Origin of the sequence: Prevotella sp. ne3005 (assembly GCF_900110085.1) — a bacterium.
Classification (GTDB): Bacteria; Bacteroidota; Bacteroidia; order Bacteroidales; family Bacteroidaceae; genus Prevotella.
The window spans coordinates 85,479-97,625 of sequence record NZ_FOCK01000011.1 but is presented as its reverse complement, the minus strand read 5'-3'; the positions used below and the strand labels follow the sequence as shown (position 1 = coordinate 97,625).

Below are 12,147 nucleotides of genomic sequence, written 5' to 3'. Positions count from 1 at the left end.
ATTATTAAATAGAGCGTTTGACGTTTTTCGATGGCCAGTTATGATAAAAGACATATATTGAGTTGGGTCCGTTTCGGGCCCAATTCTCGTTTTATCAAATAACTAATTCAATGAAATATACGTAAGCATTCGATAAACCACAGGTTGTAATACCTCTATACCATAACAATAGCAGCTACAATCACATTGGACTGTAGCTGCTATTATATTTTGTGGTACCTATATGTTGTACCTATATCATGTCGTCTTAGTCATGACAGATTCTGGATGTGTAAGCTTCCACTTATGTGGTAGCAGTTGTAATAGTTCCTCATATGATGCTTTTGTATGATATGGCATCTGGCTTATTACATTATTCAGATAGTCTCTCGGATTGACATCATGGTTCCTGCATGTTGCCAGCAGTGAGCAGACGACAGCCATGTTCTGTGCTGCCTCATGGTTGCCGCAAAAGAGATAGTTCTTCCTGCCCAGCGTGACGGGACGTATTTCATTCTCGGCAAGATTGTTATCAAGCAGGAGTCGCCCGTCATCGAGATAACGCATCATGTTGTCCCATCGGGTATAGGCATAGGTGATGGCCTTGCCAATCAGTGAGCTCTCGCTGTACTTCACGCCCTCAGTCTCCATCCACAGTTTCATGGCCTCCATGATAGGCTTGGACAGCTCCTGTCTCTTTGCCTTGCGTTCGTCAAAGGACATCCCGGCGTCATCGCACATATGCTCTATTTTGTAGAGGTGCTGTATCTCCTTCAATCCAAGCTCTGCCATCGGGCGGTTCTCATCGAGTGCCTGCTCTAGATGGCGGCGTATATGTACCATACAATTGACCAGGAGCACGTCGGGATTTGTCTTGAAGGCCGTCTCATAGCCTGCAAAACCGTCACATTGTAGATAGCCCTTAAAGTTGTATCTGTTTGCCAGCGACTCTATCACCGCACCCGCCCTGGAGCCCTGGTCGTAATGGAAGAGCACCAGACGCTCCATCACTGCCCACACCATCCAGAGGTATTCCTTCGCAGCCTTGTGGGTCTCCTTGTTGATGACCGGAGTCGTCGTCTCATCTGCCTGTACGTAGTCCGCTTTCATGACTTCTGACTTGAGTACCTCATAGAGAGGTTTGAGAAGCTCCATCGTCTGCTTGAACCAGCCGTCCACAGTGCTTTCTGTCAGCCCCTTCATGCCAAGGTGGCTGTACTGTTTGATCTGACGATAGTAAGGCATATGGTACTCATATTTCTGCAGCAGGATCTCTGCAAGCAGACTGGCTCCTGCGATTCCCTTGTAGATAGGCAGCAGGGGCATGGGGGCAATCAGCACACCGCTCATACCTTTAGGAGCCGTGGAGGTGTTGTCCTTCAAGCCCCACTTCTCGCGGATAATCTCCTTGATATAAAGCTGGCCGGGCTTGTGCTCCACGATACGGGTCACCTCCTGGCCAATCTTCTTATAGAGATTCGTGTCGAGATTATCCGGTGTAAGGATTACCTGTTCCAGTACAGGAAGGTCCTCCATCATGATACGGTTCTTCTTCTCCTGACGGCGTTCTTCCTTGGTCTTGACGATCTTCTCTACAGCTTCGTCATGAGCATCTGCTATCTGCTGCGCATTCTCAGGAAGCATGCCTGCGAAAAGATCCGGATAGTCGGGATCGATGATGGGGAGTTTCTCGGACTTGCGACCAAAGAGCTGACGGTTAAGCCATGCAATCTGGGCAGTCAGTTCTTTGATACGGGATTGAAGAGATTCGTTCTGCTCAGTCAGTTCCTTGATGGTCTCAGCCTGGGATGCATTTACCTGCTGCAGAGGCTGCAGCATCATTTCCATCTGTGAAAGCATCTCTTCCTGAGTCATTTCTTGTACCATATAAATATAGTGCAAAGGTACAAAGAATATCTGAAAAGAAAGAATATTTTGTGCTATAAATAGCTAATAATCAGTAATATATGTATAATGGATTTTAACCTATACCACATACTCTCTTCGTTGTGCACGAAGGCGCCTGAGTCGCTGGTCTGGAGACTCTTGTATGCCCTCTACCATTACCACAAGATCCCGCCACTCCATTTGATAGCTCTGCGTATTTTCGTCATATTCTGGCAGTTTGAAGCGTCCGGCTTCTAACCGTTTGACATACATCACCATACCCCCGTCCTCGGCATGAAGCAGCTTCATCAGCTTACGACTTGAGCCGATGAAGATGAATACGTCACCATTACGCACATCACTTCTCATCTTCTCATGCACCACGCCGCAGAGAGAGCTGATGCCTTTGCGCATGTCAGTCCTCCCAGGGCATAGGTAGTAGCGCATCGTATCATTCAGGCAGAACATGGGGGGAAAGGCTCTTGTTTAACAATTCCAGAAGTACGCCTTCCGTACCGCTACCAAAGTGGGCACGAAGACCGTTGGGGAATAAGAGAGTCGCACCAGAAGGTACAGCACTGGAAAACACAGGATCTGCATGTTGGGTGAAACTGATGGGGGCGAGTTCCGGCTTGGGGGAATCATTCTCCTTCAGTTTCTTACGCCAGTAGTTATAAGTGTTATAGTTAATGCCTACATGTTGTAGATACTTTGTAACTGACATGCCACTCTGTTGCATATCCAATTGTAAATCTTTAAACTCTTCTTTTGTCATGATACAATAACAGTTGTAGTTGTGTGCACTATTGCGACTGCAAAGGTACAACGAAACTACAACTGTTACAACGTGTATTTCAACGAATGCTTACAAATATACGTTGTACAGTTGTAGTTTCGTTCTTCGAATAGCGAAGCGGCAAAGCCGAGCGGTACCTTTGCATCCGCAATAGTGCACACAACTACAACTGTTCCTATCTATGTCCTGGGTAGAATGATATGCGTAAGGGAATCAGCTCACTCTGAGGTGTAACAAATGAAGTTATAAATACTATTGTTATAATAAAAAGGTATTATTACCTGTTGTTTATCGATTATCCCTTAACCTTTCTAATTGTCATCTGCCAGTATAAACCAGATTGCACCACATCCAATATAGTTGCGCACATTATCTGGCTGATGGGTCTTAAGATTTTCACGTGTATCATGACCTTTACCTAAAAAAGCCTTTATATATCCATTGGCGTCATAGACAATTAAATAGCATTCTGCAGGTTCCTTCATCGTCGAATACTTTCCATAACTCCTAATGACACCTTGATTGTGAAGAGGAGTTATTACACTCTTCAAATCGTAGAAAGAGTTTATCGTCATAAGATGATCTAAAACAGGATTAGAACGCTTTGCTACAGTAGATTTTTGCTTTGGTGGCACACGAGTTCCTTGGGAGAGTGATGTTTGAACTTTAGGTTTGGTTTTAGTATTTACAGGTTTATGAGGCAGAGAAGTGGGAGCTACTATTGGATTTACTGACTTAGGGGTACAAGAATCATTTGACAAAAATGCAGATAGATCCTTAATTTTGATATAGACAAATGCTCTAATATGGTTTTTCTTCTCAATTATAATCGTATCTGCATATTGCGTAAAAATGGCTTCCGGAAACTTCTGATAAGAAAGATTATTCTTAATACTCCAATCTTTTATTTCATTTTTCAGCAAGTCGCAAGCTAACCTTACTGCATTACGTTCTGTTTGGCGTGTTGCATCGCCATAAAGATATGTATTTCTTTTCTTCACAGCATCAATCTTACGTTTGTTGTTCTCTTGTGCCAAGGCCGTTGTTGACGAAAGAATGACAAACATAATAATCCATAAAGCACTTTTTATCATGTATACAAAAACTCTTTTTAAACTTACTGCTTCTGATACCCCTTGATATTAACACCTAGACCACGTAAAGTTGTTGTTCTAGTCTTATAGATACCAAAAAACCAACTATGTTTCTCACTCTCAAACTCAGGATCCAAAATAACATCAACATCAGCTTCATTCTTAGCTCTATATAAAGCCAAACCCTCTGATTCAGAAAAGCCTCTGTATCGTGGACTGTGAATATATTTTCTTTCGTTATACACAAGATTAATAAACCACAAAACTTTTTTCGTCTTCACGGTAGCTGTAACGGTCTTTGCATTCTCCATGTCGAGATCAGCAACGACATTTACCTTTATACCATTAGGATCAAGACCTGCAACTGGAGCTGTTTGTGTATAAAAAGCACAACTTGATAATGTTAGTAACGCAAATCCAATCAATAAGTAATTTAATGTTTTCATTTTTTTAAATAGATTGTTATATTATATATTTGCAAAGATAATATAAAATTTAGTAATGAGCAAATCTAAACGCACCTTTTTTTCGTAAAGTTAACCATCCAGTTTTATTTTTCTCTTTTTTTAATGTTTTGTTTATTGAAAACATTCAGTCTGTTCACCATTCTGTAGCTCGCTCCTTTGAGATTATTGAGTAGTAAGAAAACTCATTAAATTTTGGGTGATTCTCTAGAAAATTGTGTATCTTTGCACAAAAATTTGGAAAAGATGAAATACAGAATCAAGAAAGAGACTAAGCCGAAGTTGCCTACTTTTGGCAAATACAAGGCTGTTGCAGTTCATAACCAGATTTGTGATACTGATAAGATAACTGAAGAGGTGGCACGCGAGATGGGCTGTCATGCAGGTGATGTATATGGCATCATGCTGGGTCTGTCCACAGTCATTAATCGTCATCTTCGTAATGGTGACAAGGTGAAGCTCGAAGGCTGGGGCACGATGAAACTCGAGATTGAGAGCGAGAAGGTGGATAATCTTAAGGATTTCCGTGCCAATAAACATATCCGTGGTGTACGCCTCCACTTCCTCCCCGAAAGCCAAAACGGCTCCCCCGAACTCTACAAAGACCTCAAGTTCGAGAAAGACAAAACCAGCCCAGAAGGTTAAAGAAGTTTTTGGGCATGAATCTTCATAGCCTGAAGTGGCGCCAGAGGGAGCGGGGGATGCGGCGCCAGAGGGCTGTGAGGAGACGGTATTTCCAGTCGATGATGCGGATGTGCTGCTGGTGGTTGATGGCGTAGAGGATCTCCTTGGCTACGGGCTCTGGCTGGAGCAGCATGGGGTAGTGGAAGTCGCCATTGAGGAGGGCTGTGTCTACGAAGCCTGGACGGATATCCGTAAACTTAATGTTCAGTCCTCGGGCGTTGGCTTGTTGTTCCAGCGCCTGCAGGTAGACATTCTGCATGGCTTTGGTGGCAGAGTAGCTTGGGGCAGGGCCGAGGCCTTTGGTGCCAGCAATCGAGGTGATGGCTGCGATGTGTCCACTGCCTTTGTTGGCAAAGTAGCGATAGGCCTCACCAATCATTCTGGTGAAGCCCAGGCCATTGGTATACACAGTGGCAAGTTCGATATCTTCCTGAAGCTCACGGTTTTGTCTGCCGATACCGGAGGCGTAGAAGAAGAGGTCCATGCCTCCCAGACGACTGATGAGCGACTGGAGGCGAGTGGTGGCGTCGTCCTTTGTGACGTCAATCTGTTCTACTGCTGCAGCGTTGAGCTCCTGTAGTTTGTCGACTCTTCTGGCTGCCACACCGATGGTCCAGCCTTCTTGCATGAGAAGTTTGACAACTTCTCTTCCGATGCCTGATGAGGCACCTATGATGATAGCGCGTTTATCCATTTTTTTGCTGTTTTGTAACCTTGACGGTGCAAAGATACAAAATAATGTGAATATAATTTGGCTATTTCCTATCTTATTGTTACCTTTGCACCCGATTTTCGAAAATTATCATTATTTATATAAGGTATATGGCAAAATTGAAAGGCGCCATCGTGGTGGATACCGAGCGTTGTAAGGGATGTCAGCTGTGCATCATCGCCTGCCCGCAGAAGGTTATCGCCCTGGCCAACAAAGTGAATCTGCATGGCTACCCCTATGTAGAGGCTGTCAACGAGGAGGCCTGTGTGGGCTGTGCCTCGTGTGGCATCGTCTGCCCAGACGGGTGTATCACCGTGTATCGTAAAAAAGTGGAGGAATAAGCTATGGCAGAAAACAAAGAAGTTGTGTTGATGAAAGGCAACGAGGCTATTGCCCACGCTGCTATTCGTTGCGGATGCGACGGCTATTTCGGCTATCCTATTACTCCGCAGAGTGAAGTGATTGAGACGCTGGCTGAACTGAAGCCTTGGGAGACCACTGGTATGCAGGTGGTTCAGGCTGAGAGTGAGCTGGCTTCGATTTACATGGTCTATGGTGCTGCCGGTGCTGGTAAGCGTGCGATGACCTCTTCGTCGTCGCCTGGTATCGCCCTGATGCAGGAGGGTATCACTTACATGGCTGGTGCTGAGGTGCCAGGTGTGTTTGTGAATGTTCAGCGTGGCGGTCCTGGTCTGGGTACGATCCAGCCTTCTCAGGGTGACTATTTCCAGGCTACCCGTGGTGGTGGTAATGGTGACTACAAGGTGATTGTATTGGCTCCTTCTTCTGTACAGGAGATGGCAGATTTCGTAGACCTCGCCTTCGAGCTGGCTTTCAAGTATCGCAACCCCGCTATGATTCTGAGCGATGGTGTGATTGGTCAGATGATGGAAAAGGTGGTGCTGCCCCCGTTCAAGCCCCGTCGTACCGACGAGGAGGTGATCAAGCAGTGTCCTTGGGCTTCTACTGGTAAGCCAAAGAACCGTGAGCGCGTGGTGATCACCTCTCTTGAGCTGAAGCCAGAGATTATGGAACAGCGTAACATCGCCCTCCAGGAGAAGTATCGTAAGATTCAGGAGAACGAGGTTCGTTTTGAGGAGCAGCAGATGGACGATGCAGAGTATGCTATCGTAGCCTTCGGTTCTGCTGCCCGTATCGCTGAGAAGAGTGTAGAGATTGCCCGTGAGCAGGGTATCAAGGTCGGCTTGTTCCGTCCTATCACTTTGTTCCCCTTCCCAGAGAAGCAGATTGCTGCGTTGTCGAAGAAGGTAAAGGGTATCCTCGTTGCTGAGATCAATGCCGGACAGATGGTACAGGATGTTCGCCTCGCCGTGAATGGTGCTGTGCCTGTAGAGCAGTTCGGTCGTCTGGGTGGTATCGTTCCTGATCCTGAAGAAATTGTAGAGGCTTTGAAGAAATTAATCTAGGATTACCTAGGATTACCTAGGATAGCGCCTAGGATTTCCTAGAAAAAGAAAAGAACAATGGATAGAAATCAAATAGTTCAACCAGAGAACATCGTCTGCAAGAAGCCGACGCTGATGAACGACAACAATATGCACTACTGCCCAGGCTGTAGTCATGGTGTGGTGCATAAGCTCATTGCCGAAGTCATCGAAGAGATGGGTATGGAAGACAAGGCCGTAGGTGTAAGCCCTGTGGGTTGTGCTGTCTTCGCGTACAATTATATAGATATAGACTGGCAGGAGGCTGCCCATGGTCGTGCTCCCGCACTGGCTACTGGTATCAAGCGCTGCTGGCCTGACCGCCTGGTGTTCACCTATCAGGGTGATGGTGACCTGGCTTGTATCGGTACTTGCGAGACCATCCATGCCCTGAACCGTGGCGAGAACATCGTGATTATCTTCGTCAACAATGCCATCTATGGTATGACGGGTGGTCAGATGGCTCCTACGACGCTGATTGGTCAGAAGACCTCTACCTGTCCTTATGGCCGTGATCCTGAGATTCATGGCTATCCCCTGAAGATGGCTGATATCGCTGCTCAGTTGGAGGGCACTTGCTACGTGACTCGTCAGAGTGTAGAGTCTGTGGCCTCTATCAACAAGGCGAAGAAGGCGCTGCGTAAGGCTTTCGAGGCTTCGATGGCTGGTAAGGGAAGCTCGCTCGTAGAGTTTGTTTCCACTTGTAACAGCGGTTGGAAGCTCACGCCTGCTAAGGCTAATGAATGGATGAAGGAGAATATGTTCCCCTTCTATCCAAAGGGAGACCTGAAAGACACTACGAGTCTTTAATTGAAAATTGAAAATTGATAATTGAAAATTAAGATGAAGAAAGAGATAATTATTTCAGGTTTTGGAGGTCAGGGCGTGCTCTCGATGGGTAAGATTCTGGCCTATAGTGGACTGATGGAGGATAAAGAGGTGACTTGGATGCCTGCCTACGGTCCTGAGCAGCGTGGTGGTACGGCCAACGTGACGGTGATCGTCAGCGACGAGCGTATCTCTTCGCCCATCCTCAGCAAGTATGATATTGCTGTGGTGCTGAACCAGCCCTCACTCGAGAAGTTTGAGCCGAAGATCAAGCCTGGTGGCATCCTCATCTACGATGGTTTTGGTATCATCAACAAGCCTACTCGTAAGGATATCACCATCTATGAAATCAACGCCATGGACAAGGCTGCCGAGATGAAGAACGGTAAGGTGTTTAACATGATCGTTCTTGGTGGTCTGCTCAAGGTGGCTCCTGTCGTGAGCGACAAGGGTGTGGAGAAGGCGCTCTTCAAGACATTGCCCGAGCGTCATCACTCGCTGATTCCCCTGAATATGGAGGCCCTGAAGGAAGGTGCCAAGATTATTGAGGAAGTGAAGTAAAGACAAACGTCGAATCCTTATACTGATGATCCCTCGCCATACAGGCGGGGGATCGTTGTTTTTATGCCAAGTGGCGAGGGATTATTGTTTTCAGAAGTATTTGGTAATCTGGGCGTTATCGAAGTTGTTCATCTCGTTCATCATGCGGACAGCAGAGTCGATAATGGGAAAAGCACAAAGGGCTCCAGTTCCCTCACCAAGTCGGAGGCCCAGATGGAGTAGGGGCTTGGTACCAATGGCATCGAGCATCGCCTTATGTCCACTTTCATCGCCACAATGGGTGAAGACCATATAATCCTGGGTAGCAGGATAGAGTTGGATGGCTGCAAGTGCACAAGCTGTCATGATAAAGCCGTCTATTAATATCATAAGGTGTTGCTCAGCGGCTCGCAGCATGGCACCAATGGCAGCAATCATCTCGAAACCACCAAAGTATCTTAGCGCTAACGCTAATGAATAGTGAATAGTGAATAGTGAATAGTTATTTAACGCCTTAGACAATATATCATATTTATGACGAATCCCATCATTATCTAGGCCTGCACCAGCACCAATACATTTTTCTAACGGAATGTTGGTGAAAAGGTGCATCCAGATGCTGGATGGAGAGGTGTTGGCAATACCCATCTCGCCAATACATAGAACCTTGCAACCATCTGATATACAGTCGTCTACAAGATCGGAACCTATCTGGATGGCTTGATCGAACTCAGCCTCACTCATCGCTGGCTCGTAGAGGAAGTTCTTTGTGCCATAGGCGATTTTTCTGTCGATAATGCCATCTACTTTCGATAGGTCATAGTCGACACCAACATCCACGATACGCAGCTTGAAACCATGCTGGCGACAGAACATATTGACACCTCCTCCACCATGAGTAAAGTTGATCATTTGTTGCCAGGTTACTTCACGAGGTGAAACACTCACTCCTTCACGCTCAATACCATGATCGCCACCAAGGAGTAGATGACATGGGTGGGCGAGACTTGGTTCTAAGGTCTGCTGAATCAGACAAATCTGCATGGCCAGTTCTTCCAAACGACCTAATGATCCTTTGGGCTTATTCAGGTTGTCGATCTTCGTCTGAATCGCTGTTTGCAGCGTCTTGTCTATGGGATGTATATCGAATGATTTCATCTTATTGGTGCACGGATTTATTTGATTTTGACAGGAATTCCTGATACCATCCATATTACTTCATTTGCCTTCGAAGCGATATACTGGTTCATCCAACCTTGCAGGTCAGTGAACTTCCGCTGGAGGGCATTCTCGCTCACACCACCACTGCCAATCTCGTTGGTCACAAAGATATAAGTGGCATCGTATTGGGTAAAGGCATCGAATTCTGCCTTGGCAGCTTCGAGCGACTTGTTCACGTCGGAGTTGTTGGCATAGAAGAAATTGGTGAGCCAAAGAGTGACGCAATCGATGACAGCCACTCGACCAGAGAGATCATGACGACTCAGATAAAGCTCCTCTTCAATATTAGTCCACTGAGGACCTCTGCGCTCCTGGTGTTTCCTGACTCGCTCACGAAATTCATCGTCCCAGATATGGGCTGTGGCGACATAAATAGGGTTAGAACTCAGACTCAAGGCCAATTCTTCGGCCTTGTTGCTCTTGCCAGAACGCTGGCCTCCTGTGATGAGGATGATCTTTTTCATATAGAGGTGAGAAGTGAGAGGTGAGTGGTGAGAGAAATGTGCTGGGCGCAAACTACCAAATAAACGGCTAACTCAACGAGCAGACAGACGGCTCCGCAGCAATCGCCTGTATAGCCATGAATCTTGCGCCAGATGAGCAGATAGAGGAAATACATGACGAGGAAGGGTATGAAAACAACATATTCCCACGATACATTTGTCATATAGATAAACAATCCCATTGGCAGTAAACCCTGAATGGCGAGGGAAATACCTGCCTGCCAACTCATCTTACGATAGATGGTTTTAGCCTTGGCTTCTTCCTCACGACGGGCATAGGGCATCATCATAATCAGTTGCGAAGTAACCATCTTGGCAAATGGATCTGCAGCCAAAATGGTAAGGGCTGCAATGGTAGGCGTCATCGAGAAAAGCGAGGCTGCCAACAACAACTCATATAGGATTAATCCGATAACACCATAGGTGCCAATATGTGAATCCTTCATGATGGCGAGGATGCGCTCGCGATTGTTGCCACCACCACCAAAACCATCGAGGAAATCAGCCAGACCGTCTTCGTGGAGAGCCCCTGTAATCAAGAGTCTTACCACAATAGCCAGCAAAACAGCCACAGCATAAGGTAGGAACATACTTCCTACCCAGAGCGTGGCAGCCATCAGTCCTCCTGTAATCCATCCAGCCAGTGGCCAATGCTCTACTACCGTCTTGTAACATTCCTGAGGTGGCTGGTGCAGTCGCCAGAATGGCAAACGGGTAAAAAAGATAAACGACGCCCAAATGCGGTCGTACCAATGGGTTTGGTCAATGTTTACTTGCATATTTTCTTAATTACCTTGCAAAAGTACAAAATAATTTGTAACTTTGCAAGCAGAAACCCATAAATGATAAGTGAAGTGAAGAAAATATTTCTGACGATAGCGTTGATAGGTCTGCTTTGTGGCTGTTCGCTGAAAGGTGGACAGACTCAGGCTGGTAGTACTGAGGCAGTCGCAGATTCTCTTGCTGAGATGACAGTAAAGTATGCAACTGGGTTTAGTGTAAAGGATACGGCCGGCATTCGTTTGGTGGATGTTGGCGAGAAGTATCATTTCGCTTTGGTTCAGGATGCAGCAGCAGAAGCACCAGAGGGATATACGAAGATTCAGGTGCCCATTGAGCGAACCATCTGTATGACAGCACTGCAGCTATCCAATTTCACTATTCTTGATGCCCACGATGTTGTGAAGGGTATTACTGGTACGAAGAACCTTTTTAATGAAGACATCCTGGCTCGAGTAAAGGATGGACGCATTGTAAAGATAGGTATGGAGGGCAACTTCGATACAGAGATGGTGCTGGCAGCTAATCCTCAGATTATCTTTATATCTCCCTCAAAACGAGGTGGTTACGATGCGATTAAAGAGACTGACATCACGCTGGTTCCTCATTTGGGTTATCAGGAACTCAATCCTTTAGGACAAGCTGAATGGATCAAGTTCGTAGGTATGTTTATTGGTAAAGAGAAAGAGGCCAACGAGGTGTTCGCTGGTATCGAGAGCCGATATAACGAACTGAAGGAGAAAGCTTCAAAGGTTGCTAAGCGTCCTACTGTGACAAGTGGTGAGATGCACTATGGCACTTGGCATGCAGTGGGTGGTAAGAACTATCTGGCGCAGATATTCCGTGATGCAGGAGCTGACTATGTGATTAACGACGAGGAAACCAGTGGCGAGAACCTGGAGTTTGAACAGATGTATGCCCTTGCTGCCAATGCAGATTATTGGCGCATTCTGAATAGTTATCCTGGCGACTTTACTTACGAAGCCCTAAAAGCCAGTGAGCCTCGCAACGAACTCTTCAAGGCTTATAAGGAGAAGAAGGTGATTTACTGCAATATGAAGCAGACACCCTATTACGAAATTTCGCCAGTCAAGCCCGATGTGTTGCTGAAGGATTTCGTAGCTATTTTCCATCCGGAATTGGTGGAGGCTGATTATCAGCCAACATTCTATTATCTTTTGGAAAAGTAAAAAGGTAAAAAAGTAAAAAGGTAA

General features: G+C 46.1%; 15 protein-coding genes. 6 read left to right on the top strand and 9 right to left on the bottom strand.

Annotation, left to right across the window (positions count from 1 at the left end):
- Positions 1–237: 237 nt before the first annotated feature.
- The 5 genes from tnpC to BMY16_RS14140 form a co-directional block, all read right to left on the bottom strand.
- Positions 238–1,854: an IS66 family transposase gene (gene tnpC / locus BMY16_RS14160; protein WP_091843767.1), complete on the bottom strand. Its 1,617-nt coding sequence runs from the start codon at positions 1,852–1,854 to the stop codon at positions 238–240.
- A 111-nt stretch (positions 1,855–1,965) separates the two neighbouring features.
- A complete protein-coding gene (tnpB, locus tag BMY16_RS14155; RefSeq protein WP_170836125.1) occupies positions 1,966–2,334 on the bottom strand; it encodes an IS66 family insertion sequence element accessory protein TnpB in 369 nt (122 codons plus the stop codon).
- A complete protein-coding gene (gene tnpA, locus BMY16_RS14150; protein WP_091843764.1) occupies positions 2,318–2,641 on the bottom strand; it encodes an IS66 family insertion sequence element accessory protein TnpA in 324 nt (107 codons plus the stop codon). The genes tnpB and tnpA overlap by 17 nt, the downstream gene beginning before the upstream one ends.
- Before the next feature lie 332 nt (positions 2,642–2,973).
- Positions 2,974–3,756: a hypothetical protein gene (locus BMY16_RS14145; RefSeq protein ID WP_091843762.1), complete on the bottom strand. Its 783-nt coding sequence runs from the start codon at positions 3,754–3,756 to the stop codon at positions 2,974–2,976.
- 23 nt (positions 3,757–3,779) lie between these two features.
- The gene (locus BMY16_RS14140) at positions 3,780–4,202 is read right to left on the bottom strand and encodes a hypothetical protein (RefSeq protein ID WP_091843759.1); all 423 of its coding nucleotides are present in this window, start codon (positions 4,200–4,202) and stop codon (positions 3,780–3,782) included.
- A gap of 264 nt (positions 4,203–4,466) precedes the next feature.
- Between BMY16_RS14140 and BMY16_RS14135 the strand changes: the two genes are divergently transcribed.
- Positions 4,467–4,865, top strand: coding sequence for an HU family DNA-binding protein (locus BMY16_RS14135; RefSeq protein ID WP_091843756.1), 399 nt, complete (start codon positions 4,467–4,469; stop codon positions 4,863–4,865).
- 22 nt (positions 4,866–4,887) lie between these two features.
- Here the strand turns inward: BMY16_RS14135 and BMY16_RS14130 are convergent, their stop codons facing one another.
- Positions 4,888–5,598, bottom strand: coding sequence for an SDR family NAD(P)-dependent oxidoreductase (locus tag BMY16_RS14130; protein WP_091843753.1), 711 nt, complete (start codon positions 5,596–5,598; stop codon positions 4,888–4,890).
- 128 nt (positions 5,599–5,726) lie between these two features.
- Here BMY16_RS14130 and BMY16_RS14125 point away from each other — a divergent pair, with 128 nt between their 5' ends.
- The 4 genes from BMY16_RS14125 to BMY16_RS14110 are packed head-to-tail and all read left to right on the top strand — an operon-like array spanning position 5,727 to position 8,450.
- Positions 5,727–5,957 (top strand): 4Fe-4S dicluster domain-containing protein, encoded by a 231-nt coding sequence (locus BMY16_RS14125; protein WP_091843751.1) that lies wholly within the window; start codon positions 5,727–5,729, stop codon positions 5,955–5,957.
- Between the two features lie 3 nt (positions 5,958–5,960).
- Positions 5,961–7,043 (top strand): 3-methyl-2-oxobutanoate dehydrogenase subunit VorB, encoded by a 1,083-nt coding sequence (locus BMY16_RS14120; RefSeq protein ID WP_091843748.1) that lies wholly within the window; start codon positions 5,961–5,963, stop codon positions 7,041–7,043.
- 57 nt (positions 7,044–7,100) lie between these two features.
- Positions 7,101–7,871, top strand: a complete 771-nt coding sequence (locus tag BMY16_RS14115; protein WP_091843746.1) for a thiamine pyrophosphate-dependent enzyme — start codon at positions 7,101–7,103, stop codon at positions 7,869–7,871.
- Positions 7,872–7,904: 33 nt separating this feature from the next.
- On the top strand, positions 7,905–8,450 hold the full coding sequence (locus BMY16_RS14110; protein ID WP_091843743.1) for a 2-oxoacid:acceptor oxidoreductase family protein: 546 nt from the start codon (positions 7,905–7,907) through the stop codon (positions 8,448–8,450).
- A gap of 90 nt (positions 8,451–8,540) precedes the next feature.
- Here the strand turns inward: BMY16_RS14110 and cobT are convergent, their stop codons facing one another.
- The 3 genes from cobT to cobS are packed head-to-tail and all read right to left on the bottom strand — an operon-like array spanning position 8,541 to position 10,932.
- Complete coding sequence (gene cobT / locus BMY16_RS14105) at positions 8,541–9,587, bottom strand: nicotinate-nucleotide--dimethylbenzimidazole phosphoribosyltransferase (protein WP_091843741.1); 1,047 nt, start codon at positions 9,585–9,587, stop codon at positions 8,541–8,543.
- 17 nt (positions 9,588–9,604) lie between these two features.
- A complete protein-coding gene (locus tag BMY16_RS14100) occupies positions 9,605–10,114 on the bottom strand; it encodes a bifunctional adenosylcobinamide kinase/adenosylcobinamide-phosphate guanylyltransferase (RefSeq protein ID WP_091843738.1) in 510 nt (169 codons plus the stop codon).
- The gene (gene cobS / locus BMY16_RS14095; RefSeq protein ID WP_091843735.1) at positions 10,111–10,932 is read right to left on the bottom strand and encodes an adenosylcobinamide-GDP ribazoletransferase; all 822 of its coding nucleotides are present in this window, start codon (positions 10,930–10,932) and stop codon (positions 10,111–10,113) included. Before cobS ends, BMY16_RS14100 begins: the two co-directional genes overlap by 4 nt.
- A gap of 75 nt (positions 10,933–11,007) precedes the next feature.
- Here cobS and BMY16_RS14090 point away from each other — a divergent pair, with 75 nt between their 5' ends.
- Positions 11,008–12,123 (top strand): ABC transporter substrate-binding protein, encoded by a 1,116-nt coding sequence (locus tag BMY16_RS14090; protein ID WP_244513072.1) that lies wholly within the window; start codon positions 11,008–11,010, stop codon positions 12,121–12,123.
- Positions 12,124–12,147: the final 24 nt, after the last annotated feature.

Bases quoted from the DNA above. Each gene is read 5' to 3' on its own strand.
- BMY16_RS14125 (WP_091843751.1), top strand. From the start codon at position 5,727: ATGGCAAAATTGAAAGGCGCCATCGTGGTGGATACCGAGCGTTGTAAG.
- BMY16_RS14120 (WP_091843748.1), top strand. From the start codon at position 5,961: ATGGCAGAAAACAAAGAAGTTGTGTTGATGAAAGGCAACGAGGCTATT.
- BMY16_RS14115 (WP_091843746.1), top strand. From the start codon at position 7,101: ATGGATAGAAATCAAATAGTTCAACCAGAGAACATCGTCTGCAAGAAG.
- BMY16_RS14145 (WP_091843762.1), bottom strand. From the start codon at position 3,756: ATGATAAAAAGTGCTTTATGGATTATTATGTTTGTCATTCTTTCGTCA.
- BMY16_RS14135 (WP_091843756.1), top strand. From the start codon at position 4,467: ATGAAATACAGAATCAAGAAAGAGACTAAGCCGAAGTTGCCTACTTTT.
- BMY16_RS14100 (WP_091843738.1), bottom strand. From the start codon at position 10,114: ATGAAAAAGATCATCCTCATCACAGGAGGCCAGCGTTCTGGCAAGAGC.
- cobS (WP_091843735.1), bottom strand. From the start codon at position 10,932: ATGCAAGTAAACATTGACCAAACCCATTGGTACGACCGCATTTGGGCG.
- cobT (WP_091843741.1), bottom strand. From the start codon at position 9,587: ATGAAATCATTCGATATACATCCCATAGACAAGACGCTGCAAACAGCG.
- BMY16_RS14130 (WP_091843753.1), bottom strand. From the start codon at position 5,598: ATGGATAAACGCGCTATCATCATAGGTGCCTCATCAGGCATCGGAAGA.
- tnpB (WP_170836125.1), bottom strand. From the start codon at position 2,334: ATGTTCTGCCTGAATGATACGATGCGCTACTACCTATGCCCTGGGAGG.
- BMY16_RS14140 (WP_091843759.1), bottom strand. From the start codon at position 4,202: ATGAAAACATTAAATTACTTATTGATTGGATTTGCGTTACTAACATTA.
- tnpC (WP_091843767.1), bottom strand. From the start codon at position 1,854: ATGACTCAGGAAGAGATGCTTTCACAGATGGAAATGATGCTGCAGCCT.
- tnpA (WP_091843764.1), bottom strand. From the start codon at position 2,641: ATGACAAAAGAAGAGTTTAAAGATTTACAATTGGATATGCAACAGAGT.
- BMY16_RS14110 (WP_091843743.1), top strand. From the start codon at position 7,905: ATGAAGAAAGAGATAATTATTTCAGGTTTTGGAGGTCAGGGCGTGCTC.